This window comes from Massilia rubra (assembly GCF_011682065.1).
GTDB lineage: Bacteria > Pseudomonadota > Gammaproteobacteria > Burkholderiales > Burkholderiaceae_D > Telluria_A > Telluria_A rubra.
Genome location: NZ_VUYU01000022.1, coordinates 62531 through 87055, shown reverse-complemented (window position 1 = coordinate 87055; position 24525 = coordinate 62531). Strand labels below are relative to the sequence as shown.

Genomic DNA, 24525 nt, shown 5'->3' with positions numbered 1-24525 from the left:
GCCCCGTAACGCCCAACGGAAGGCCCGCCATGCTCGAAGCTGCCCGCATTACCGACCCGATCGCCCACACCAGCGCACTGACCGGTTTCCTGGTCGGCGCGGTCATCGGGATCGCACTGATCGCCGCCGTCGCCTTTGCCACCTTCACCTGCGGCTTCGGCGTGGCCCTGCTGGCCGGGATGGCCGCCGGCCTGGGAGCGAGCGGCATCCTCGCGCTCGGGGAGGGCATCGGCAAGATGTTCTCCTCGCCGGCCGGCACCATCCTCACCGGTTCGATGAACGTGTTCACCAACAACCTGGCGGCGGCGTACGCCACCATCAGCACGGTCGCCTGCAGCAACCATCCGCCGGCGCCGGTGGTGGCCGACGGCTCGGGTAACGTCTTCATCAACGGCCTGCCGGCGGCGCGCAAGACCGACGCCATTGTCTGCGGCGCCAAGATCGACGGCGGCTCGAACAATGTCTTTATCGGCGGCGGCACCGTGCGTTACAAGGAAGTGGCCGACGAAGTACCGCCCGGGCTGCGCACCGCGGTCGACTGGGCCTTCGCGCTGGCCGGGCTGGCGGGCGGCCTGGGAGGACTGGTCAAGGCTTCCGGCGGGCTGTCGAAAGCGGTGCTGCCGTGCGCCGCCAAATTCATCGGCGGCTTTGTGATCGGCGAAGCGGTCAGCCGCTACGTGGTGGCGCCGGTGATCGGGCGCGTCATGGGCGGCTTGTTCGGCAAGCCGGTCGACGTGGCGACCGGCCGCAAGCTGCTGCTGGCGCAGGACGAAATCGACTTTATCGTGCAAAGCCCGCTCAAGCTGGTCTGCTCGCGCTTCTATGCCAGCAACCTGACGCACGAGAGTAGCCTGGGACGCGGCTGGGTGCTGCCCTGGGACCTGCGCCTGCAGCAGCGCGACGGCAAGATCTGGTACAGCGACGCACAAGGGCGCGAAACCGGTTTTCCGCTGGTGCAGCCGGGGCACACCGCCTTCAGCGAAGAAGAACAATGCTACCTGGCCTGCAGCGCCGACGGCCGCTTCATCCTGTACACACTCAACGAAACCTACTTCGATTTCGGCCACCTCGACCTGGCGACAGAAAAGATCGCCTGGGTGCGCCGGGTCGAGGACCGCAGCGCGCAGTCGATCAGCTACGAACGCGACGACGACGACCGGGTGAGCACGATCCGCACCAGCGGCGGCCAGCAACTGCAACTGCACTACAGCGCCCTGCCGGCGCGCCTGACGATGATCGAATGCACCCACGGCGGCGCCCCCGGGCCACTGGTGCGCTACGACTACGACGGCGCCGGCCAGCTGGCGTCGGTCCTTGACGCGAACGGCGACGTGGCGCGCCGCTTCACCTGGGCCGGCCCGCTGATGGCCAGCCACACCAACGCCCTGGGACTGGTGGCCAGCTACACCTGGGGCGAGGTGGACGGCCAGCCACGCGTGCTGGCCTGCCGTTCCAGCGAAGGCGAACACACCACCTTCCGCTACGACGTGGCCGCGCGCCAGAGCTGGGCCACCGATGAACAGGGCCGCACCGCGCACTGGGTCTACGATGCCAATTTCCAGATCGTCGAATGCACCGACCTCGATGGCGGCGTTTACCGCATGCATTACAACGGCGCCGGCCAGCCGACCCTGATCGAACTGCCCGGCGAGCGCACCGTCGCCTTCGAATTTGACGCCGCCGGCCGCATCGTCAGCGAAACCGACCCGCTGGGGAGGGTGACCCGCACCGCCTACGACGGCAACAGCCTGCGCGTGAGCCAGCTGGTGCTGGCGGACGGGGGCCGCTGGAGCGCCGCCTACGACTACCTGGGCCGCCTGCTGCACAGCACCGATCCGCTCGGGCGCCGCCACGCTTACGAATATGGCGACGGCCTCGATCCCCTGCCGCTGGCCAGCATCGACCCGCGCGGCGGGCGGCGCAGCATGGCCTGGAACGGGCGCGGCCTGCTCGCCACCTACACCGATTGCTCGGGCAAGACCACGCGCTACGACTACAACGCCGACGGGCGCCTGGAAGTGGCCACCAACGCGCTCGGCGACGTGACCCGCTTCGAGCGCCTGCGCACCGGCGAAGCGGTGCGGGTCACGCTGCCCGACGGCAGCAGCGAGCAGTTCGCGTACGATGCCGGCGGCAATATCGTCGAGTGGCGCAAGGGCACCGTGCAAACGCGCCAGTGGCTGCGCAATGCGCGCGGCCAGGTGATCGACGCCATCGACCCTGCCGGGCGCCACCTGCACTACCGCTACGACGCGCAAGGCCGGCTGGTCGAGATGGCGAGCGACGCCCACAGCCGTTACCTGTTCGAGTACACGGCGGGCGACCGCGTGGCGCGCGAGGTGCGGCCCGACGGCGTGGAGCGCCACATGCGCTACGACGCCGCCGGCAACCTGCTGGCGATCGACAGCGTGGGGGTGGCGGCCGGCGGCGAGCGGCCGCGCCGCACCATGGCGTTCGAACACGACAAGATGCGGCGCATGCTGGCGCAGGTCACCGCCACCGCGGCGACCCGCTTCGCCTGGGACGATGGCGACCGCCTGCTGGGCGGCGTGCGGGTACCGAGCGACGAAGGCGTGGCGCTCGGCATGGCAGCCAGCGAAGTGCGCTTCGACTACGACAAGGGCGGACGCCTGCTCACGGAGCACGGCGACCAGGGCGCGCTCGGCTACACGCTCGACGAACTCGATAACCTGACGGCGTTGAACCTGCCGCACGGGCAGCGCATCGACATCCTCAGCTACGGCGCCGGCCATGTGCACCAGATTCGCAGCGCCGGGCACCTGATCAGCGACTTCGAACGCGACGACCTGCATCGCGAAATCGGCCGCACCCAGGGGCTCCTCACGCAGCGCATCGGCTACGACCAGCTGGGGCGGCGCGCCTGGCAATCGAGCGGGGGCCAGAGCGAGGCGCTGGCGCCGGGCCAGGGACGCCTGTGGCGCAGTTACCGCTATGCCGCCTCGGGCGACCTGGCCGAACAGCGCGACAATCTGCGCGGCGGCATCGAGTTCCAGTACGATCCGGCCGGCCACCTGCAACGCCAGACGCGCCCGGGCGCGCACGAGCAGGAGCAGTTCGCGTGGGATGCGGCCGGCAATCTGCTCGACGACGTCAAGCGCGCCAGCCGCGGCGCGGTCGAGGGCAACCGGCTCAAGGTATGGCAGGATATCCGGCTCGAATACGACGCCTGGGGCAACCTGCTCACCAAGCGCAAGGGCGCGCACCAGGTCCAGCACTTCACCTTCGACGCCGAGGACCGCCTGGTCAAGGTGCGCACCGAGAACCTGCGCGGCATCATGGAAATGCAGTTCGATTACGATCCGATCGGGCGCCGCATCGCCACCCGCGAGCGGCGCATCGAAGCGGGCGGCAGCGCGCGCAGCGAGACCCGTCGCTTCGTCTGGCAAGGCTTGCGCATGGTGCAGGAGGTACGCGACAGTGGCGTGAGCAGCTACGTGTACAACCCCGACGCCCGCTACACGCCGCTGGCGCGCATCGACGCGGCGCTCGATGCGTCCATCGGCGCGGCGGCCGCCGCCGCAGTCATCGAGCGGGCGCGCGTGTATCACTTCCACACCGACCTGGTGGGCACGCCACTGGAGGTGACCGACGAGGCGGGCGAACTGGCGTGGGCCGGCAAATACAGCGCCTGGGGCAAGCTCGACAAGGGCGACGACGCCGCGCTGGCGGCGCGCATCGAGCAGCCCCTGCGCATGCCGGGACAGTACGCCGACCACGGCACCGGATTGCACTACAATACTTTCCGCTTCTACGATCCGGACATCGGCCGCTTCATCAGCCAGGATCCGATCGGGCTCGAGGGCGGGGAGAACCTGTATGCGTACGCCCCCAACCCGACCGGACGCATGGACCCGCTGGGCTGGATTGCCGAAACGGCGCCGGGCTACCATGTGTACGGGCTGTACGAGCCGGGTGCGACCAAGCCATACTATGTCGGCATTACGGATGACCTGGACCGGCGCGCCGGCGAGCACCGGACAGCGAGTCGGATGACTCCTGAAGCGCAAATGAGACCGATCGCGGAAAACGTGACGTATGGCGAGGCGCGCGGCATCGAGCAAGCGCGGATCGAGCATCATGGCACCAAGACGGGCACGATCGGGTCCGACCTGGCGGACGCCGCGACCTACGCGGAACGCGGCAACAAGGTCGCCTCGTTCGACCACGCCAACACCACACGTCCGGCAGCGCGCCAGACGTATTTTGAAGATGCCTACAAGGCTGAAAAAACCAAACTCAGTGGCGGCTGCGGCTGAACTGATACAAGGAGAAGTTATGGGATGGTGGAACGCGCCGGAAAATCCGGATCTGACCGTGGGCGATACCGTGCTCGATTTGACACGGCGTTTTTTGATCGACTTCAGCCGCGAGTACCAGGAAGACTTGTCGCGCAAACCGACCTTGCAGGAACTGGAATATGCGCTGAACCTCGGATTCAAGGTCAACCTCGACGACGAGATCGTATCCGGCTTCGAAGAGCTCGAAGTCAAGCAAGTGACGATCAAGACCGCCAAGCGCGCCAAGCGGCAAAAGGCGAAGCCGGGCGATATTTTCGCCTACAAACTCGACGACGGGCGCTGGGGTTTTGGCCGCATCGTGATCAAAATGTCGATCGGGGCGCTGGCCGAGTTCTTCGACTACACGGCCAACCAGCCGGCGTTCGATTACAGCAAAATCGACACCTGGCTGGTTCCACCGATCACGATCAGTCCGTACACCCTGTTCGAAGGTCAGGTGGAAGGCGATTGGCGGATCATCGGTCATACGCCCGACTTCACGCCGGATGAGCGATATAAAGATCTGCGCTTCGTGTATGGGGACCCGGTTTGGATGGCGGTCGATATTTTCGGCAAGTCGGAATCGGTCAGTGCGGCTGTCGCGCAAAAATATCCCTCCTATTCCGCACGCGGGGACAGGAATGTAAAGGATGACATTGCGGCCTATTTGGCTGGCAAGCCAATCTAAGTAAGCCAGGAGCACGTCATGGGATGGTGGAATGCACCGGGCAACCCGGAGGTAGCTGCGGGTGACGCCGTGGTCGATACGGTGCGCCATTTCCTCCACGATGTGAGCCGCGCCTATCAGGACGGCCTGTTACGCAAACCGACATTGCAGGAACTGGAGTATGCGCTAAGCCTCGCAATGAAGGTCGACGTCGATAACGATATCGTCTCTGGTTTAGAAGAGCTTGAAGTCAGGCAGGTCAGCATCAGGAGCGCGAAGCGTGGGAAGCGGCAAAAGGCGAAACCGGGCGATATTTTCGCCTTCAAGCTTGACGATGGTCGCTGGGGATTTGGCCGCATCGTGATCAAGATGACGGCTGGTGCGCTGGCCGAGTTCTTCGACTACACGGCCAGCCAGCCGATATTCGATTACAGCAAAATCGACACTTGGCTGATTCCTCCACTGACGATCAGCGCCCATATGCTGTTCGAAGCTAAAGTTGAAGGCGACTGGCGGGTCATTGGCCACACGCCGGAGTTCACGCCGGACGAACGATACAAGGATCTGCGTTTCGTTTACGGCGCGCCAGACTGGACTGCCGTCGATATTTACGACAACGAAGAACCTGTCAGTGCGGAGGTGGCAAAACGATATCCATCTTACTCGTTGCGAGGCGACGCAAACGTGAAGGCTGACATTCAAGCCTATCTGGCCGCCAAGCGACGATGAGACTGCTCCGACAATGCTGGCCCGGATGAAAGGACGACGCAATGGGATGGTGGAATGCACCGGAAAAGCCCGATATGATGATCGGCGATGCCGTATTGGACTCGGTGCGGCAGTTCCTGCGCGCTGTCAGTCACGAATACCAGAAAGGCCTGGCGCGCAAACCGACGCTGCCGGAACTGGAATATGCGCTGAACCTGGCCTTCAAAATCAATGTCGACAGCGCGGTGCTGGACGGCGTCGACGAACTGGACATGAAGCAGGTCGTGCTGAAAACCGCCAGGCGCCCAAAGAGGCATAAGGTAACACCCGGCGATATGTTTGCCTACAAGCTGGAAGATGGCCGCTTCGGATTCGGCCGGGTCATCGCGGACGCCTCGGTCGGTGCGTTTGCCGAAATCTTCGACTATTTCGCCGCGCAGCCAGTCTTCGATTACACCAGGATCGATACCTGGCTGGTGCCGCCGGTGCCGATCGAGAGCTATTCGTTGCTCGAAACACGTTCGATCGGCGACTGGCGCATTATCGGCCATACCCCGGACTTTGTGCTCGGTCCCAAATACAGCGCTTTGCGTTACGTGTACGGCTCCAACCCGCACACGCAGATGTGGTGCGATATGGAAGGTAACAAGGGGCCGATCACCCCCGCCGAGGCGCAGGGACTGCCGCGCTACGTCGGCCTGGATGATTACCTGTTTGAGCAGCATATCGCCAGCCATGTTCATGCGCGCAAAGCAGCCCGATAAGCGCACCTGACGCCACCGCCGGCGCAATCAACAAGGAGACAAGATGGGTTGGTGGAACGCGCCGGAAGCGGCCGGTGTGACAACAGGGGACGCCGTACTCGACTCGGTGCGGCATTTCCTGCGTGATGTCAGCCGCGAATATCAGGACCAGCTGGCGCGCAAACCGACCTTGCGGGAACTCGAATATGCCCTGACCCTGGCGTTGAAGGCCAACGCCGGCAGCGCTCTGCTGGACGGGATAGACGAACTCGATATCAAGCAGGTGGCGCTCAAGACATCCAAACGACCGAAAAGGCAAAAAGTCAGCCCGGGCGATATTTTTGCATATAGATTAGCGGATGGGCGTTTTGGATTCGGACGCATCGTCAGCGATGCGTCGCTGGGCGCGTTTGCCGAAATTTTCGATTACTTCGCCGCTCAGCCGGTGTTCGACTATTCCCGGCTGGACAAATGGCTGATACCGCCGGTGCCGATCGAAAGCTATTCACTGCTGGAAGTACGTTCGATGGGCGATTGGCGCATTATCGGACAGTCGCCCGGTTTCGTTCCAGGTGCGCAGTTCAATAGCCTGCGTTACGTCTATGGTTCCTCGCCCAATACGCTTGTCGCCACCGATGTATTCGGAAACAAAGAACCCATCAGTGCCGCCGATGCGGTCAATTTGCCGGAGTATTGCGCGTACGACGATCTGAGATTCGGCAAACTGGTCGCACCGCATGTGCCGCCCTTGAAGAACGAAAAATGAGTACTGGCGTCGAGCTGTGCGGGGCCAGACAGGCAACGTCCGGTACGCAATCACATTAAGGGGAAACCATGGGTTGGTGGAAGGTGCCGGAAGTGGCGGATGCAACAACAGGCGATGCGGTGCTCGATTCGGTCCGGCATTTTCTGCGTGCTGTCAGCCGCGAATACCAGCAAGATCTGTCGCGCAAACCAACCTTGCGGGAACTGGAATATGCGCTGACCTTGGCTTTCAAGGTCAATGTCGGCTGCGATATTCTCGATGGTGTTGACCAACTCGACGTGCGGCAGGTCGTGATGAAAACCGCCAGGCGTCCGAAAAGACACACAGTGGCTCCTGGAGATATTTTTGCGTACCGGCTTGAAGACGGTCGTTTCGGGTTTGGCCGCGTCGTCAGTCTTGCTTCCGTCGGCGCGTTTGCCGAGATCTTTGACTATTTTTCCGATCAACCGGTGTTTGATTACAGCAAGCTCGATACATGGCTGGTGCCTCCGGTGCCGATCGAGAGTTACGCGCTGCTGGAGACCGGTTCGATTGGCGATTGGCGCACCATCGGCCACACGCCCGATTTCGTGCCCGGCCCACGATTCGCTTGCCTGCGTTACCGCTACGGGTCCACCCCGAACACGCTGATGGCGATCGATATCTACGGCAACAAGGCGCCGGTCAGCGCCGCCGAAGCCGACGGCTTGCAGGAATACGCGTCCTACGATGATTTCACCTTGAATGAATTCATCGCCAGCCACCTTCTGCAGAAGCGGGAGAAATAATGGGATGGTGGACTGCGCCGGACAAGCCTGACGTTATTGTAGGCGATGCCGTGCTGGACTCGGTGCGGCACTTGCTGCGCGATGTGAGCCGCGAATATCAGGACGATGTGTCGCGCAAGCCGACCTTGCAGGAACTGCAATACGTCTTGACTCTCGCATTCAAGGCCAACGTTGACGACCAAGTCGTTTCCGGTGTCGACGAACTCGACGTCAAGCAGGTGACGATCAACACCACCAAACGTCCAAAGCGGCAAAAGGCCAGGCCGGGCGATGTCTTCGCCTTCCAACTTGACGATGGACGGTGGGGCTTCGGTCGTATCGTCAGTGACTGTACGATCGGTGCGGTTGCCGAGTTTTTCGACTACACGGCCGGCCAGCCGGTATTTGACTACGGCAAGATCAACACCTGGCTGATTCCGCCGATCTCCATCAGTTCCCATCGCCTGTTCGAAGCGCGCATCGAAGGCGACTGGCGCATCATCGGCCACACACCCGACTTCGCGCCGGACGAGCGCTACCGGGATCTGCGCTTTGTCTACGGCGATCCGCACTGGATTGCCGTTGGTGTTTTCGGTATCAGCGAATCGGTCAGCGCGGAAGCGGCGGGACGCCATTCCCTGTTTGCCTCACGCGGCGACCGTAATGTAAAAAATGAAATCAAACGCTACCTGGCCGGCAAGCCCTTGTATTGGACGGGAAATTGAACATATCGCCTGCCAGCCGCGCTTGCACACAAGCCGCGTCGACACGCCACACCGCGCCGATGTGTCGCTTTCATCATCTTAACATCCAAACATTTCATATTGCCCAGCAACATCACTGGCGCGAATAATGCATATAGCTAAGAAATAGCCTGATATTGACGATGGTGATATGGGGCATCATAAATCAAAATTTTCTTTATAGCTGCGACTCTCTTATACTGCACTGCAACAACACACCGTTTAATCCAGGAGAGTTCCAAATGAGCAGCGCCACCTACACCCAACCGACGAACCAAGGCTTCCGCCATTACCTGACCGATGTCAGCAATGCGGCACGTGCCTTTGCCGCTGCGCTGTTTGCCGCGCAAGAGCGCCAGTTCATCGCGCAGGAAGTAGCGGTCAAGCCGACCCAGAACGAGCGTGCGCGCATGCGCAGCCACCGCAAGCTGATCGTCATGGCAAATGCCTACCAGAGCATGCATCCGAGCCTGGCTGCCGAACTGCGCAACCTGGCATCGCGGGGTTGATCATGGAAGTCATCGAATATCTCCCGGGCGCCCTGGCAGCGATTGCCTTTGCCGTACGCATTGCCATTTTCTTCCGCGACGGCCCTGAGCCGGAGCAAGACCAGCAAGACGCTTGATTTTCTCACCGGCCGCGTTCGTGGCCGGACGCATGACCGCGCTGCCACTGCTGCAGCGCACAAAGCCCTCCGATGTCGGGCCTGGCATTCCCCCTCAATGCCAGGTCTGACATCCCTCCCTCTTCCCCCCATCTGACTTCTGACACGGCCTCGGCAATCGCCGCCAAGACAATCCACGTCATCATATTCTATATTGTGATATATTATAGTGATTGATAATGACTTCCCGTGCCTGCCATGCCAGAACACCAACTCGATCTTGAACGCTTCGCCGCCGGGGCCGACAAGGCCTGCGCGCTGCTGAAAGTGCTGGTCAACCGCGACCGCCTGTTCCTGCTGTGCCAATTGTCACACCAGGAGCGCAACGTCGGCGAACTTGAACAGTTGACCGGCATCCGCCAGCCGACCCTGTCGCAACAGCTCACCGTGCTGCGCAACGAGCAACTGGTCAGCACCCGGCGCGAGGGCAAGCAAATCTTCTACTCGCTCAGCAGCGCCCAGGCCACCGCCGTCATGGGCGTGCTGTACCAGCAGTTCTGTTCGCCCACCCCGGAGAAGCAAGATGATGCCACCGCTCAACCCTGACCTTGTTCGCGCGCTGGCGGGCGGCGCCGTGATCGGCTTGGCCGCAGCCATGTTCCTGTTGCTAAATGGCCGCATCGCCGGCATCAGCGGCATTCTCGGCGGCTTGTTGCGTCCGGTTCGTAGCGAACTCGGCTGGCGCATCGCCTTTGTCCTTGGACTGGTGCTCTCGCCATGCGTGTTCATCCTGTTCGCTCCCTTGCCAGCGGTACACGTCGAAGCCGGCAAGGCGAGCCTGATCGTGGGCGGCCTGCTGGTCGGACTCGGCACCCGCTACGGTTCCGGCTGCACCAGCGGACACGGCGTGTGCGGCGTCGCCCGCCTGTCGCCCCGCTCGCTGGCCGCCACCGCCGCTTTCATGCTGGCCGGTTTCATCACGGTGTTCGTACTGCGCCATCTGTTGAACGGAGCAAGCGCATGAAAACCGTGATCACAGCCTTCGCCAGCGGCCTGGTCTTCGGCCTGGGACTGATCCTGTCGGGCATGACCGATCCGTCCAAGGTGATCGGCTTCCTGGACCTGGCCGGCAACTTCAATCCCGCGCTGGCCTTGGTGATGATCGGGGCCATTCCGGTAGCGGCGCTCGCTTTCCGTATCGCGGCGCGGCGTTCGACCGCGCTGCATCTGCCCGATGCGCGCCAGATCGACCGGCGCCTGCTGCTCGGCGCGCTGACCTTCGGCGCCGGCTGGGGGGTGGCTGGCTACTGCCCGGGTCCGGCGCTGGCGTCGCTGACCACCGGCGGCGGCGACGCGCTGGTGTTCGTGGCGGCGATGCTGGGTGGAATGATGCTGTTCGAACTGGCCGAGGCCGCACGCAAGCGCTGGCAAACCCGCTAGCGGCCGCATCTCCTTAACCTGCTGGCGCCGTCACACCAGCCATAAGCCGTTGCCGCCGAACTGCCCCTGTGCCGCGCCGCTGGCATCGATCCAGACCGCGACCAGCTCGGCGCGCGTATGCGTGCCCAGGTAATCGACCCACGCGCCCTCTTGCGCGGCAGTGGCGCCCACGCCCGCGTTGCCGTATAGCGCATGGACGAATTGCGCATCGGCGGCGGCCTCATAGCGCGCCTTGAATTCATCCGACGCGGTGACGACCTGCGCCTGCTGCAAGCCGTTCAAGCCGCGGCCCACCAGGTCGTTGATGCCGTGCAGATCGGCGGGGCGGTCCAGCACGCTCTGATACAGCAAGCCCACGCTGCGCAAGGTCGCGCTGTCCGCCTGCGTGAATGCCAGGTCGACCGTCACGCCGCCGAATTCGCCCAGCTCGATCCCGCTGATGGTATCGATATCGCCACTGGCCTTGTCCGCGATGCGCACCTTGCCGTCCGTGCCCAGCAGGATGGCGTAGTCGCCCAGCTTGCCGCTGTACACCACGGTATCGCTGCCGTCCCCGCCCACCAGCAGGTCGCTGCCGCTGCCACCGTCGAGCCGGTCGTTGCCGCCAGCGCCGAACCAGTTGCCTTCCGCACCCGCCAGGCCGCTGCCGACGGCCACGCCGGCCGGGGTGTCGATGCGGGTCTGCAGCTCCGTGCCGAGCGCGAAACCGAGCAGCACATCGGCCCGGCTGTGCATGCCTGTAGCGCCGCTGCCGTCGAGCTGCGCCAGCCAGAATGCCAGGCCGTCCGCGTCCGGCGCACGGCCCAGGCCCTGGCAGTACAGCGTGGTCAGGAACGCCAGGTCGTTCAGCGCGCCATTGCCGGCATCGCCCCATTCCTTCGATGTCAGGAGGGAAGCGGCGGTGGTATGCAGGTCGCCGCTGTCGGTGGCCCAGAACGACAGGCCCGGCAAGTCCGCCACGCGGCCAAAGACTGCCTGGTACATGCCGGCCAGTTGCAGCAGCTTTTGCTGCGGCGCGTTCAGGAAGGCCAGTTCCGGGACCGCCGCGTTCAGTTCGGTGCGCGCCACCGTTTCGCTCTGCTCCGGCGCGAACAGCGCCGTCTGGTGGCGCCCCGTCAGCGCACCGCTACGCTCGATCCGGAATTGCCAGGCGCCGCTGTCGCTCCGCCCGCCCTGCAGCAGGTCGTTGCCGCTCCCGCCTTGCAGGCTATCGTTGCCGATGCCGCCGGCCAGCTTGTCGTTGCCGCTGCCGCCGTCCAGCCAGTCCTTGCCGCCGGCGCTGCCGATGGTGTCGTCGCCGGCCCCGCCGAAGAGCAGGTCGTCATCGGCGCCCAGCAAGATGTTTTGCGAGGCGCCGTCGCCGATGACAAAGTTCTGGCCATCGCCGCCGCGCAAGGTGGCATTGCCGACAATGGCGGCGAAATCGACGTTATTGAGCTGCAGCACGGTATTTGCCGGCAAGCCGCTGGCGTCGATCACGAGTCCAATGGCGCCCGGGTTATGGCTGCCCTCGGCCGGCGCGGTCGAGCTGCCGCTGATGAGAATGGTCGGTGCTGCGCTGCTGCCGGGCGCCACTTGCGGCGTGATGGTCATGCTTTCCAGCAGCACGTCGCCGAACAGCGAACCGAGAAAGTCCCGGCCCAAGCCTGTCATGGCGTTTTGCCCCTCGGTGCCGGCCGTGGTTTTCTGTTCGATGCGCCGGATCAGGTCGAGCAAGGCTTGCTGATTGTTCAGCAAGCTGTTGGTGCCATCCACCAACAGGCCGACCCCGTCGGGCAGGCTGACCGTCAGCTTGACCGCCACGCCGCCCGCGCCGTTGTCCAGGCCGAGCGGAATGTCGGCCAGGGACGCGTTGGGCGTACCCGGATCGTCAGGCCGGCTTGTTTGGATCGGCGATATGGCGATCATGGAACTGCTCAGGCCGGTGGCCGCGTTGTAGGTGACGGTGGTATCGAGCACCACGCCGTCTGCCGTGCTGCGCCCGGCCGCCACGGGCAAGGCCGGCACCGGGGGTACGACCGGAGGCGGCACGACCGGAGGCGGCACGACCGGAGGTGGCACGACCACGGTGTTGATGGCATACGCAGGCGAGGCGGACGCGCCCGTGCCCGCATTGCCGGCCAGGTCGGTGACACCGCTGGCGGCCAGCGTGATGGTGTTGGCCGCGGCAGTGGTATTGGCGGTCGGCGTGAAGATCGCCGTCCAGGTGATGTTGTCGATGCTGGCCAAGTTGCTCAGCGTGCCGCCGCCGGCAGCCAGGTCGCCCAGGTCGAGCCCGACGACCGCTTCGGAGAACGCAATCGTCAGCAGCGCGCTCTGCCCCGCGCCCAGGTTCAGGTTCGACATGGCCAGGGTGGCGCCCGGCGCCGTATGGTCGCTGGTATAGCCCTGCCCCGTCAGGCCGGCCAGGATCGGATTGCCGGCCGTGTCGGCAATGCCTGTGAGGCTGGCGTTCAGATTCAATTGCAGCAGGCCGTCGCCAGTGACCGTGTCGACCGTGACCGTGTAGGTGTTGCCGCTGCCGCTGAGCGACGCAATCGTGCCGGCGGCGCTGCCTGAGGTGGCCAGCGCAAAGTCGGCGACGTCGACGCCGCTGACGTTTTCCGAGAACGTGACCGTGTAATCGACGCTGCCCGCATTGGTCTGCGCCGGGCCGGCCGGTACGATGGACGACGCCACCGGCGCCAGCGCATCGACCTTCACGCCGCCCAGGGCGGCCACGCCGTTCAGGGCCAGCGTGGCGTTGTTGCCGAGCGCGTCTTTCAAGCTACCGCCATTGAGCGCGATGGCGCCGGCCAGGACCACGCCGGTGCTGTCGCTCTGACCACTGGCAACCAGGTAGCGGAACGTCAGCACGCTGCCGCCGCTGCCGCTGACGTAGTGCGCCTGCGCGGCGCCGCCGGTGTCGAGCGTGATACTGATCGATGGCGTGCCGCCGCTCATGTCGACGCTGGTCGCTTCGCTGAACTGCACCACAAAATCGAGGGCGGCGCCGGCCAGATAGGTGGTGTCGGCCGGCGCCGTCACGCACGCCACCAGCGGCGCCGTGTGGTCGAAGGTATACGCCTGGCCGGCCGTGAAGCCGGTCGCGATCGGGCTGCTGGCGCCGTCGATGATGCCGGTGCCGGAACTGTTCAGGTCCAGGCGCAGGGTGCCGTCGCCGGCGATGTTGTTCACCGTGACGGTGTAGGTGGCGCCGCTGCCCGACACCGACGCGATGTTGCCGCTCACCCCGCTGCCGGCCAGGCTGAAGTCGCTGGCATCGACGTTGCTGACGGCGCTGGAGAACAGCACCGTGTAGTCCACGCTGGTCAGATTGTTGCTGGCGGCCTGCACCCGGCTGATCGAGGTGACGGTGGGCGCCAGGCCGTTGACCAGCACGCCCGTCAGCGCGCCGACGCTGTTGAGCGCCAGCGCGGCATCGTTGCCGGCCACGTCTTTCAGGGTCGCGCCATTGAGATCGAGCGCGGCGCCGAGCGCGATGCCATCGTTGTCGGCGGTGCCGCTGACAACGATGTGGCGAAACAGCAGCGCGCTCCCGCCGCTACCGCTGACGTAGTTCGCATACACCGTGCCGCCGGTGGCGAGCGTGACGGCGATGCGCGGCGTGCCGCCGCCGCTCGCCACCGTGACCGCCTCGCCAAAATTGACGCTGAAATCGAGCGCCTGGCCGACGCCATAGGTGGCATTCGACGGCACCGCCACGCTCGCGACCGCCGGCGCCGTGTGGTCCAGCACGTAGTTCTGGTTGCCGAGGCGCGGCCCGTTCGGGATGGGATTGCCGGCCAGGTCGATGATGTCGGTGCCGGAGCCCTTCATGTCCAGGCGCAGTTCGCCGTCGCCGGTCAGGCCGCTGATGGTGACCACATGGTCGGTGCCGCCGCCGGAAACCGAGGCGATGGTGCCGGCGACGGTGCCGGTCGTGTACAACGAGAAATCGCCAATGTCGACGCCGCTCACGCTTTCGCTGAACTTGATGTTGTAGTGGACCGTGCTGCCATTAATGTTGCGCGGATCGAGGCGCAGGATCTGCTGCATGTACGGCGCCTCGGTATCGACCAGCACGCCGGTCAGGGCGGGCACGCCATTGAGCGCAAGCGTGGCATCGTTGCCCGCCGCATCTTTCAGGGTACCGCCGTTGAGCGCGATGGCCGGGCCCAGGGCCGGACCGTTGGCGTCGTTCTGCCCGCCGCCGACGGTGTAGCGGAACACCAGCGCACTGCCGCCGCTGCCGCTGAGGTACTGGGCGTCGACCGTGCCGCCGGTGTCGAGCGTGACGGCCAGGGTGGGCGTGCCGCCATTGCTGTCGACCGTGACCGCTTCGCTGAAATTGACGGTGAAGTCGAGCTCGCTGCCGGCCTTGTAGCTGCTGCTGGCCGGTCCCGTGACCGCGCTGCTGGCCGGGCTGGTCGTGTCGATGGTGTAAGCGGCGCCGGCGCTGTAGCCGCCTGCGATGGGAGTGCTGGCGCCGTCGATGATGCCGGTGCCGGAACTGTTCAGGTCCAGGCGCAGTGTGCCGTTGCCGGCCACCGTGTCCACGGTCACCGTGTAGGTGGTGCCGCTGCCGGAAATGGCGGCGATGTTGCCGCTGGCGCCGCCGCCGTTCAGGGCGAAGTCGCCGATATCGACGTTGGTCACGGCGCTGGAAAAAACCACCGTGTAGTCGACGCTGGCCAGGTTGTTGGTGGCCGCGTTGACCAGTGAGATGGACGACACCTCGGGCGCCGCGCCGTTGACCAGCACGCCGCCCAGGGCGCCGACGCTGTTCAGGGTCAGCGTGGCGTTGTTGCCGGCCGCATCCTTGAGCGTACCGCCGTTCAGGTCGATGGCGCCGCCCAGCGCCACGCCATCGCCATCGACATTGCCGTTGGCGACCGTATAACTGAACGTCAATGCATTGGTCCCGCTGCCGCTGAGGTACTGCGCATACACCGTGGCCGGGCCGTCGATGGTGAGGACCAGGCGCGGGGTGCCGCCAGCGCTGTTGACCAGCACCACTTCGTTGAAGTTGACGGTGAAGGTGAGCGCGGCGCCGCTGAGATAGGTGCTGCCGGCCGGGACGCCGACGCTGCCGACGATCGGGCCGACATTGTCCACAATGAACGATCGACCGCTGGCATAGCCGATGCCGGTTTCCAGGTTCGCGCCGTGGTCGACGAAAACCGTTCCACTATGCCGCGCTTCCCGGGTTTGCTGGTCGATACCGCGGCTCGCCTTAGGGGAGGGAAACAACTCGGATGCGCTGATCATATTGAGGTTCCTGAATGGTTGGCGGGTTGCTGATGACGTCGGCGCAGCGAGCGCTGCGCTTGCCGCAGAAGGTCAGTGTGGCCTACGGATCGAACAGGCCGGACAGAAATGTCCTGGCGCCCGCCCCTGGCGCGCACCGCATGCAGGCGCGGGATACCCGCTTGCGCGTCGAGATCGGCGGCATGCTATGTCCACATGATTGAAGTCGTATTCGGAACCGGCGTCGCAATACACTCTGTACCGGCGGCATTGCCTGACCAGCAGGCTGGTTGACCTAGTTTAATGCATCCGGTTAACATAAAAACGATAAATCGGCTATTCCGCGTAAAACTGCGTAATCGGTACAGCGGCGTTGCCGGCTGCTCAATCAGGTTGACACGGATCGATTTTTCCTGGCTGTTTTTACTTGCTTTGCGGATGCCGCCGGAACGCGCATCGTCCGCACCCTAGCGACGGCGTTGCGCTCCTTTTCATCGAAACATGAACGATGGACGCCGGTTCGATGGGCCCACGCCGGCCCCGCCTGCGCTAGAATGCGATCCTGCAACTTCTCGCATTTCCTTTCATTTTCTGTCGAACTGTATTTACCATGCGCCTAATTGTCCTTCCCCTCCTGGCCGCGCTGTGGGCGATCCCCGCCGTCGCCGCCGACCCCATCAGCCTCGACCAGGCGATGGCCCATCCCGACTGGATCGGCACGCCGGCGGAAACCGCCTGGTGGAGCTGGGACGGCAAGCAGGTGTTCTACAAACAGAAACGCAGCGGTTCGCAGCTGCGCGACATTTACCAGGCCGCGCCCGGCAAAACGCGCCTGGTCGGCGACGCCGAACTGGCGAACCTCGACAGCGACAAGGTCATCTATAACCGCGAGCGCACGCGCTCCCTCATGCTGCGCAACGGCGACCTGTTCGAGCGCGACCTGAAAAGCGGCGCGCTGACCCAGATCACTCGCGGCAGCAACGGCATCATGGCGCCCCAATATTCCGCCGACGGGCGCGGCGTGCAATTTCGCGTCGGCCACGAGTGGCTCGGCTGGAATCGCGCCGACCGCCTGATTTCGCCATTGGCCGCCGTGCGCGCCACCAAAGACCCCGCCGCCGCGCCGGACGCCGACAACCTGCGCGACCTGCAACTGCGCCTGATCTCCACCCTCAAGCGCCAGAAGGAAGACCGCGACGCCGGTCGCGACCGCGCCGAACAGGAACGCCGCGCCGACGCCACGCGCGCGCCGGCGCCGATCTACCTGGGCGACAAAGTCGTCATCGACGGCAGCGCCCTGTCGCCGGACGGCCGCTGGCTGCTGCTGGTAACCGCGCCCAAGGTGACCGACAAAGGCCGCATCGGCAAGCTGCCGCGCTACGTGACCGAATCGGGCTACGAAGAATTCGACGACCAGCGTCCGCGCGTCGGACGCAACGCGCTTGTCGCGCACACGCTCAAGCTGGTCAACCTGGCCACGCGCGAGATGCGCGACCTGTCCTTCGACACCCTGCCCGGCATCACAGTCGATCCGCTGGCGGACCTGCGCAAGGCGCAAAAACTGCCCGAGCTGAAAGGCAACCGCGTGGTGCGCGTGGATGACGAGGGCGCGGCGCTCGAATGGAACCGCAGCGGCACCGGCCTGGCCGTGATGCTGCGCGCCGCCGACAACAAGGACCGCTGGATCGCCACCGTCGACCTGGCTGGCGCCACGCTCAAGCCGGCCCACCGCGTGACCGACAACGCCTGGGTCAATTCGGGCAATAACGAATTCGGCTGGCTGCCTGACAACAGCACGCTGTGGTACCTGTCGGAAGAAAGCGGCTATGCGCACCTGTATACGCGCACCAGCGACGGCAAGACGCGCGCGCTCACGCAGGGCAAGTGGGAAGCGACCCGCATCCAGTGGTCTTCCGACGGCGCCACCGCGTACATGATGTGCAATCCGAAGAACCCGGGCACGTACGAAGTGTGCGCGGTCTCGAGCGCCGACGCCAGGCTGCGCGAAGTGAGCGCGCTCGAAGGCGTCGAGCAGTTTGCGCTGTCGCCGGACGAGCGCAAGCTGCTGCTGCACTACTCGTCGAGCTATATGCCGACGCAGCTGGCGACGATGGCCGTCAGTGGCGGTGCACCGAGCAAGCTGACCGACACGCGCTCGCCGGAGTTCAAGGCGCGCAGCTGGATCGAGCCGCAGTACGTCGCCGTGCCCTCGACCAAAGGCGCGGGCCAGATCTGGGGCAAGCTGTATCGCCCGGCCACGCTGGAACCGGGCAAGAAATACCCGATCGTGATGTTCGTGCACGGCGCGGGCTACCTGCAGAATGTGAGCAAGCGCTATCCGGTGTACTTCCGCGAGCAGATGTTCCATAACCTGCTGGTCGAGAAGGGCTACATTGTGCTCGACCTGGATTACCGCGCTTCAAAAGGCTACGGCAGCGCATGGCGTACCGCGATTTATCGCCAGATGGGCTATCCGGAGCTGGAAGATTACGTCGATGGCGTGAACTTCATGGCGGCGAACCACCAGGGCGACCTGAAAAACGTGGGCGTGTACGGCGGCAGTTACGGCGGCTTCATGACCTTCATGGCGCTGATGCGCGAGCCGGACCTGTTCAAGGCCGGCGCCGCGCTGCGCCCGGTGACCGACTGGACGACCTACAACCACGAGTACACCGCGAACATCCTCAATACGCCGGAGCTCGATCCGGAAGCATACCGCAAGTCGTCGCCGATCGAGTATGCCGACAAGCTGCGCGGGCACCTCTTGATCTCGCACGGGATGGTGGACGACAACGTGTTCTACCAGGACTCGGTGCGCATCGCGCAGCGCCTGATCGAACTGAAAAAGGATCACTGGGAACTGGCCAGCTATCCGCTGGAACGGCACGCGTTCGTGCAGCCGGAAAGCTGGTACGACCAGTATCGGCGGATTTACCAGTTGTTTGAGCGGACGTTGAAGTAAGGGCAGCCGTACCGTCGTTCCCGCGAAGGCGGGAACCCAAGTTTGTTGATGCGCTTTAGGTATTAGCGCGAACTTGGGTTCCCGCCTTCGCGGGAACGACGGCTCTAAGTTATATCGGTGATTCTAAACCGCCAAAAAATCCAGCAACGTCAACGCCACCACCTTGGTCGCCTTGCGCAAATCCTCCAGCGCGAGGCGTTCATCGGCCTTCTTCGCATTCGACTCCGGCACCGTGCGCGGTCCTGCGCCATACAGCACCGCCGGAATCCCGTGCTCGCCATACAGGCGTGCATCCGCATACAGCGGCGTGCCCTGCGCCGTAATCTCCTCGCCGATCACCTGCCTGCCATTCTTCTGCAGACTCGCCACCAGCTTGTCCGACCCCGGCAAGGGCCGCAGCGCGTGCGACAGCAGCAAGCGCCTGATCTCGACCCGAATCCCCGGTTGATCGCGCACGGCATCCTCGATCAGCGCCCTCACCTGCGCCTCCACCGCCACCGGATCTTCTTCCGGAATCATGCGCCGGTCCATCTTCAGCACCACTTTCCCCGGCACCACGTTGGTATTGGTCCCGCCATCGATGCGGCCCACCAGCATGGTCGGCGAATCGATGCCCGCCACTTTCGACTTGATCTTTTTCAGTTCCGGCAGCTGCCCGTAAATCGCATTCAAAATGCGCGTGGCCGCCTGCAGCGCATCGTGCCCGGTTTCAGGCATGGCGCCATGCCCGGACTTGCCGTGCACGGTCACTTCCAGCTGCAGGCAGGCGTTATGCGCGGTGACGATGTTGTAGCTGAAGCCCGCCGCGATGACGAAGTCCGGCTTGGTCAGCTTTTGTTCGAGCAGCCAGCCCGGCCCCAGCAAACCGCCGAATTCCTCGTCATAAGTAAAGTGCAGTTCCAGGCCACCCTTGAGCGGCACGCCCAGCGCTTCCAGCGCGCGCACGGCAAAAATATAGGTCGAAAAATCGCTTTTTGAGACCGCCGCCGCGCGTCCGTAAATGAAGCCGTCTTCCACCACCGCGCCATACGGCGGATGCACCCAGCCATCGCCCGGCGGCACCACATCGCCATGCGCATTGAGCGCAATGGTCGGCCCGCCCGCCGCATACGGCCGGCGCACGATCAGGTTGGTGATGCTCTCCATGCCGTAGTCGCGCACCGTCTGCGCCGGCACCGCATGCTTCTCGGCGCTCCAGCCGAGTGCTTCCACCATGCTGGCCACGGCGTCCGCGTGCGGCGCGTTGTTCCCCGGCGGCGTGTCGGTCGGGATGCGAATCACCTCCTGCAAAAACGCCACCTGTTCGTCGAAGTGGGCGTCGATCCAGTCGACCAGTTTTTCTTGTGCGTTCATTGTTATCCTTTGTTGTCCTTATTTAGCGCCGGCTTCGAACCAGGCCGCGACCTGCGCGCGCTCGGCATCGGTCATGTTGGTCAGGTTCCCGATCGGCATAACCTTCAGTCGCACCGACTGCTCGTAAATTTTCGCTGCGTTCTGGTGAATCAGGTCCGCGTTGTGCAGCATGACGCCGGCCGGCGCGCTGGCAAACCCCGGTTGGGTCGGATGCTCGGAATGGCATGTGGCGCAGCGCTGCGTGATGATGGCCCGCACCTGCGCGAACTGCGCCGCCGTGTCACCACCCGCCACCGCGGCGACGGGCGCCTTGGGCGCGATGGCAATCGCCACCGCCAGCAACAGCGCAACGCCGGCTGCCGGATAGCGCCACTCCACGCGGCCACGATGGCGCAGGTTGAAGAAGTGGCGGATCAACACACCGGCCGCCATGATCCCGGCCAGCACCGCCCACGCATGCTCGTGACGGTAGGTCATCGCATAGTGATTGCTGATCATGATGAACAGGACCGGCAAGGTGAAGTAGTTGTTATGCACGCTGCGCTGCTTGGCCTTGAGGCCATGGATCGGGTCCGGCTGCTGGCCCGACGTCATCGCCGCGACCATCTTGCGCTGGCCCGGAATGATCAGCATGAGCACATTGGCCACCATCATGGTGCCGATCATCGCGCCCACATGAATGTAGGCGGCGCGCCCGCTCAGGTATTTGTTCAGCACATACGCGCTGGCCACCAGGAACAGGAACATCACGATTCCGAACGGCAGGTCGCGCTTGCCGAGCGGGGAGCGGCACAGCAGGTCGTACACGGTCCAGCCCACAACCAGGCTGCCGATGCCGATGCCGATCGCCTGCATTGACGTCAGGTCCGCCACGGCCTTATCGACCATCATCGCCTGCGCGTTGAAGTAGTACACAATGGTGAGCAGCGCAAAGCCCGACAGCCACGTGGAATAGGCTTCCCACTTAAACCAGTGCAGCTCCTTGGGCAGTTCGGCCGGCGCCACCAGGTATTTTTGCGGGTTGTAGAAGCCACCGCCATGCACCGCCCACAATTCGCCCGATACGCCCTTGTTGGCCAGCTCGGAACCCGGCGCGGGCGGACGGATGGTGTTGTCCAGCCAGACGAAGTAAAACGATGCGCCGATCCAGGCGATACCGGTAATCACGTGCAGCCAGCGCACGATGAGGTTGAGCCATTCGAGGCCGTAGGGGAGCAGGTATCCGTACACTTCCATGGGTTTCCTTGTTGCGTGGGCTGCGGCGATAGTAGCGCGAATTTACCCAAGATAAACTGATTCAAGTGTCACGACATGAAATATCGCGTATATTCCACATACTCGAATTCATATACATAACGATGTCCAGCCTTCCCCAACACCTCGACCTGCACCTGATTCGCATCTTGTACCTGCTGCTGGTCGAAAAAAACGTCTCGCGCGTGGCGCTCAAGCTCAATCAGCCGCAGCCCTCGATCTCGGCGTCGCTGCGCAAACTGCGCGAACTGACCGGCGACCCGCTGCTGGTGCGCGGCGCGCGCGGCATGGTGCCGACCCAGCATGGCGAGAGCCTGCTCAAACCCGCCAAGCGCATTCTCGACGAAACCGAGAGCCTGTTCGTCAAAAAATCGCCTTTCGTGCCGCAGGAAGAAGCGCGCACCTTCCACATCGCCGCGCCGGATTACCTCGACAGCCAGTTCCTGCCGAACGTGGTGGCGGCGCTGCGGCGCGGTTCGCCCAACAGCCGCGTGGTGATCCACAGCCTGGGGGGCGGGGTCGATTACGTGCGCATGCTCTCGGATGGCGACATGGACCTTGTCATCGCCAACTGGGACGAGCCTCCCGCGCACCTGCACATCTCCAAGCTGTTCGAAGACCCGATCATCTGCACCATGCGCGCCGACAGCCCGTACGCCAAGCGCACCGCCAGCGACGCCATGACGGTCGAGGACTACCTCACCCTGCCCCACGTGGCGCCGTCGCAGATGCTGCCCGGTTACCACGGCGTGATCGACGCCTTCCTCGAACGCCAAGGCATGCAGCGCAAGGTGGCGGTGGAATCGGCCTATTTCGGCCTGATTCCGTATATGCTGACGCAAACCGACCTGGTACTGACCACCGGGCGCCAGTTCATGCGCTTTTACGAAAAGACACTGCCGCTCAAGAGCTTCACGGTGCCGGTCAAGTTCCCGCCGATGCGCTTTTACCAGTTGTGGCACGAGCGCGTGCACCAGGCGCCCGAGCACAAATGGCTGCGCGACCAGGTCAGCGCGGCGGCCAAGGCGCTGGTGCAGCAGTAGCGATAGCGCTTATCAGCTGGCTCGTATGTTCGCAACGCGGCCAGCGCTTATGATCGGTCATCAAAGATGGAATACCCATGACTACATTAACGGATTTGAACAGCTGCGACGCGGCGGCCTTTGTCGACACCCTGCGCGGCATCTATGAACACTCGCCGTGGATTCCCGAACGCGCACTGACGGGTCGCCCTACGGGACGCCCGTTTGCCACCGTGGCGGCGCTCAAGTACGCGCTGCAAACGGCGGTGACCAAGGCCAGCGTGGACGAACAGCTTGGCCTGATCCGCGCCCACCCCGAACTGGCCGGCAAAGCCGCCATCGCCGGTGAACTGACGCAGGAGTCCACCAACGAACAGGCCAGGTCCGGCCTGAACCTGTGCAGCGCGGAAGAATACGCGACCCTGCACAAGCTCAATGCCGACTACAACGCCCGCTTCGGCTTTCCGTTCATCCTCGCGGTCAAGGGGCCGGACGGCAATGGCCTCACGCGCAGCGCGATCATCGACACCTTCACGCGGCGCCTGAAAAACCAGCGCCCCGACGAAATGGCAGAGAGCTTGCGCCAGATTCACCGCATCGCCGAACTGCGCATCAACGACCTGCTTGAACTCACGCCCGCATTCGGCCCCACCGTGATGCAATGGGCCGAGACCATCGGCGCATGGAGCGAAGCGGACGATGGCCTGACCTGTTCCTACATGACCAAGGTACACCAGCGCACCGCGGCGCAACTGGCCGAGTGGATGCGCGAAGCGGGCATGGAGACCACCATCGACGCCGTCGGCAATGTGGTCGGGCGCTATCTGTCGCTCGACCCGGACGCCAGGACGCTGATGACCGGCTCGCACTACGACACCGTGCGCGATGGCGGCAAGTACGACGGGCGCCTCGGCATCCTGCTGCCGATTGCGGTGGTGCGCCACCTGCACGAACGCGGCGAGCGCCTGCCCTATCACCTTGAGGTGGTCGGTTTTGCGGAAGAAGAAGGCGTGCGCTTTCGCAGCACCTTCCTGGGCAGTAACGCGGTGATCGGCCAGTTCGACATGGCGCTGCTGGAGCAGGTGGATGCCGCCGGCGTGACCATGCTGGAAGCGCTGACGGCCGCCGGCCACCATCCCGAGGCAATTGCGGACATCGCGCGCAATCCGGCCGATGTGCTGGGGTTCGTGGAAGTGCATATCGAACAGGGACCGGTGCTGCTGGAACGCGGCCTCGCGGTCGGCGTGGTGACCGCGATTGCCGGCAGCTCGCGTTACCTGGTCGAGCTGACCGGGCTGGCCAGCCACGCGGGCACCACGCCGATGAACATGCGCAAGGATGCGGCGACAGCGGCGGCGGAAATCGTGCTGCTGGTCGAGCGGCGCTGCAGCGGCGCCGGGTCGCTGGTCGGCACGGTGGGCCAGTTGCAGGTGCCGAACGGATCGGTGAATGTGATTCCTGGCCACTGCAAGCTGTCGCTCGATATCCGCGCTGCGGACGACGCCGTGCGCCACGCCGCGGTCAAGGATATATTGGACGGCATCGAAGCGATCTGCGGGCGCCGGCATGTGGACATGCAGATCGAGCAGATTGTATCGGCGCCGGCCGCGCCGTGTGCGCCGGCGTTGATGGAGCGACTCGGTGAGGCGATCGAACGCGCCGGCTTGCCGCGTCACGACCTCGCTTCAGGGGCCGGGCACGACGCGATGGCGATGGCCAAGATCACCGATGTGGCCATGTTGTTTGTCCGCTGCGGGAATGGCGGGATCAGCCACAACCGGCTCGAAACCATGACGGCGGACGATGCGGAGATGGCGGCGCAGGTTTTTCTTGATTTTCTCAAGGACATCGCATAGCTCAGTCGTTCCCGGCCTCGGCGGCTTCCTTGGCGGGAACCCAAGTTCGTAATGCAGCTTAGCGGCTCAACAAAATTGGGTTCCCGCCTGCGCGGGAACGACGACTGTGTTGGCAGTGGCATGAACGACCATTA

At 64.2% G+C, this 24525-nt stretch carries 17 protein-coding genes; 14 read left to right on the top strand and 3 right to left on the bottom strand.

Annotated features, from left to right (window positions below; all coding sequences use genetic code 11):
• Positions 1-29: 29 nt before the first annotated feature.
• The 11 genes from F0185_RS25615 to F0185_RS25565 all read left to right on the top strand — a co-directional run bounded on the left by F0185_RS25615 (position 30) and on the right by F0185_RS25565 (position 10715).
• Positions 30-4277, top strand: a complete 4248-nt coding sequence (locus F0185_RS25615; protein WP_167229277.1) for an RHS repeat-associated core domain-containing protein — start codon at positions 30-32, stop codon at positions 4275-4277.
• Positions 4261-4986: an Imm26 family immunity protein gene (locus F0185_RS25610; RefSeq protein ID WP_223164577.1), complete on the top strand. Its 726-nt coding sequence runs from the start codon at positions 4261-4263 to the stop codon at positions 4984-4986. Before F0185_RS25615 ends, F0185_RS25610 begins: the two co-directional genes overlap by 17 nt.
• A gap of 18 nt (positions 4987-5004) precedes the next feature.
• On the top strand, positions 5005-5694 hold the full coding sequence (locus F0185_RS25605) for an immunity 26/phosphotriesterase HocA family protein (RefSeq protein WP_167229273.1): 690 nt from the start codon (positions 5005-5007) through the stop codon (positions 5692-5694).
• A 41-nt stretch (positions 5695-5735) separates the two neighbouring features.
• Positions 5736-6437, top strand: coding sequence for an Imm26 family immunity protein (locus tag F0185_RS25600; RefSeq protein WP_167229271.1), 702 nt, complete (start codon positions 5736-5738; stop codon positions 6435-6437).
• Between the two features lie 43 nt (positions 6438-6480).
• Positions 6481-7182, top strand: coding sequence for an Imm26 family immunity protein (locus F0185_RS25595; RefSeq protein WP_167229269.1), 702 nt, complete (start codon positions 6481-6483; stop codon positions 7180-7182).
• Between the two features lie 68 nt (positions 7183-7250).
• Positions 7251-7949 carry an Imm26 family immunity protein gene (locus F0185_RS25590; protein ID WP_167229267.1) on the top strand — a complete coding sequence of 233 codons (699 nt, stop codon included), beginning with the start codon at positions 7251-7253 and terminating at the stop codon, positions 7947-7949.
• The gene (locus tag F0185_RS25585) at positions 7949-8653 is read left to right on the top strand and encodes an Imm26 family immunity protein (protein ID WP_167229265.1); all 705 of its coding nucleotides are present in this window, start codon (positions 7949-7951) and stop codon (positions 8651-8653) included. The genes F0185_RS25590 and F0185_RS25585 overlap by 1 nt, the downstream gene beginning before the upstream one ends.
• Before the next feature lie 260 nt (positions 8654-8913).
• Positions 8914-9180, top strand: coding sequence for a hypothetical protein (locus F0185_RS25580; protein WP_166893013.1), 267 nt, complete (start codon positions 8914-8916; stop codon positions 9178-9180).
• Positions 9181-9533: 353 nt separating this feature from the next.
• Positions 9534-9881, top strand: coding sequence for an ArsR/SmtB family transcription factor (locus F0185_RS25575; RefSeq protein ID WP_167229263.1), 348 nt, complete (start codon positions 9534-9536; stop codon positions 9879-9881).
• A complete protein-coding gene (locus F0185_RS25570) occupies positions 9859-10299 on the top strand; it encodes a YeeE/YedE family protein (protein ID WP_167229261.1) in 441 nt (146 codons plus the stop codon). Before F0185_RS25575 ends, F0185_RS25570 begins: the two co-directional genes overlap by 23 nt.
• Positions 10296-10715, top strand: a complete 420-nt coding sequence (locus tag F0185_RS25565; RefSeq protein WP_167229260.1) for a DUF6691 family protein — start codon at positions 10296-10298, stop codon at positions 10713-10715. Before F0185_RS25570 ends, F0185_RS25565 begins: the two co-directional genes overlap by 4 nt.
• A 30-nt stretch (positions 10716-10745) precedes the next feature.
• Here F0185_RS25565 and F0185_RS25560 read toward each other — a convergent pair whose 3' ends face one another.
• Entirely contained in the window at positions 10746-15965 is a 5220-nt protein-coding gene (locus F0185_RS25560; RefSeq protein WP_167229258.1) for an Ig-like domain-containing protein, read from the bottom strand.
• Positions 15966-16554: 589 nt separating this feature from the next.
• On the opposite strand from F0185_RS25560, the gene F0185_RS25555 reads away from it, so the two are divergent.
• Positions 16555-18906, top strand: a complete 2352-nt coding sequence (locus F0185_RS25555; protein ID WP_167229256.1) for a prolyl oligopeptidase family serine peptidase — start codon at positions 16555-16557, stop codon at positions 18904-18906.
• 123 nt (positions 18907-19029) lie between these two features.
• On the opposite strand, the gene F0185_RS25550 is transcribed toward F0185_RS25555, so the two are convergent.
• Together F0185_RS25550 and F0185_RS25545 are read right to left on the bottom strand one after the other, a co-directional pair.
• Positions 19030-20259, bottom strand: coding sequence for a M20/M25/M40 family metallo-hydrolase (locus F0185_RS25550; RefSeq protein WP_187362650.1), 1230 nt, complete (start codon positions 20257-20259; stop codon positions 19030-19032).
• Positions 20260-20277: 18 nt separating this feature from the next.
• Complete coding sequence (locus F0185_RS25545) at positions 20278-21495, bottom strand: urate hydroxylase PuuD (protein WP_167229254.1); 1218 nt, start codon at positions 21493-21495, stop codon at positions 20278-20280.
• A gap of 122 nt (positions 21496-21617) precedes the next feature.
• On the opposite strand from F0185_RS25545, the gene F0185_RS25540 reads away from it, so the two are divergent.
• Both F0185_RS25540 and F0185_RS25535 read left to right on the top strand, forming a co-directional pair.
• Entirely contained in the window at positions 21618-22556 is a 939-nt protein-coding gene (locus F0185_RS25540) for a LysR substrate-binding domain-containing protein (protein ID WP_166892993.1), read from the top strand.
• 77 nt (positions 22557-22633) lie between these two features.
• On the top strand, positions 22634-24391 hold the full coding sequence (locus tag F0185_RS25535) for an allantoate amidohydrolase (RefSeq protein ID WP_167229252.1): 1758 nt from the start codon (positions 22634-22636) through the stop codon (positions 24389-24391).
• Positions 24392-24525: the final 134 nt, after the last annotated feature.

Bases quoted from the DNA above. Each gene is read 5' to 3' on its own strand.
- F0185_RS25615 (WP_167229277.1), top strand. From the start codon at position 30: ATGCTCGAAGCTGCCCGCATTACCGACCCGATCGCCCACACCAGCGCA.
- F0185_RS25605 (WP_167229273.1), top strand. From the start codon at position 5,005: ATGGGATGGTGGAATGCACCGGGCAACCCGGAGGTAGCTGCGGGTGAC.
- F0185_RS25600 (WP_167229271.1), top strand. From the start codon at position 5,736: ATGGGATGGTGGAATGCACCGGAAAAGCCCGATATGATGATCGGCGAT.
- F0185_RS25595 (WP_167229269.1), top strand. From the start codon at position 6,481: ATGGGTTGGTGGAACGCGCCGGAAGCGGCCGGTGTGACAACAGGGGAC.
- F0185_RS25590 (WP_167229267.1), top strand. From the start codon at position 7,251: ATGGGTTGGTGGAAGGTGCCGGAAGTGGCGGATGCAACAACAGGCGAT.
- F0185_RS25585 (WP_167229265.1), top strand. From the start codon at position 7,949: ATGGGATGGTGGACTGCGCCGGACAAGCCTGACGTTATTGTAGGCGAT.
- F0185_RS25580 (WP_166893013.1), top strand. From the start codon at position 8,914: ATGAGCAGCGCCACCTACACCCAACCGACGAACCAAGGCTTCCGCCAT.
- F0185_RS25575 (WP_167229263.1), top strand. From the start codon at position 9,534: ATGCCAGAACACCAACTCGATCTTGAACGCTTCGCCGCCGGGGCCGAC.
- F0185_RS25570 (WP_167229261.1), top strand. From the start codon at position 9,859: ATGATGCCACCGCTCAACCCTGACCTTGTTCGCGCGCTGGCGGGCGGC.
- F0185_RS25565 (WP_167229260.1), top strand. From the start codon at position 10,296: ATGAAAACCGTGATCACAGCCTTCGCCAGCGGCCTGGTCTTCGGCCTG.
- F0185_RS25560 (WP_167229258.1), bottom strand. From the start codon at position 15,965: ATGATCAGCGCATCCGAGTTGTTTCCCTCCCCTAAGGCGAGCCGCGGT.
- F0185_RS25555 (WP_167229256.1), top strand. From the start codon at position 16,555: ATGCGCCTAATTGTCCTTCCCCTCCTGGCCGCGCTGTGGGCGATCCCC.
- F0185_RS25550 (WP_187362650.1), bottom strand. From the start codon at position 20,259: ATGAACGCACAAGAAAAACTGGTCGACTGGATCGACGCCCACTTCGAC.
- F0185_RS25545 (WP_167229254.1), bottom strand. From the start codon at position 21,495: ATGGAAGTGTACGGATACCTGCTCCCCTACGGCCTCGAATGGCTCAAC.
- F0185_RS25540 (WP_166892993.1), top strand. From the start codon at position 21,618: ATGTCCAGCCTTCCCCAACACCTCGACCTGCACCTGATTCGCATCTTG.
- F0185_RS25535 (WP_167229252.1), top strand. From the start codon at position 22,634: ATGACTACATTAACGGATTTGAACAGCTGCGACGCGGCGGCCTTTGTC.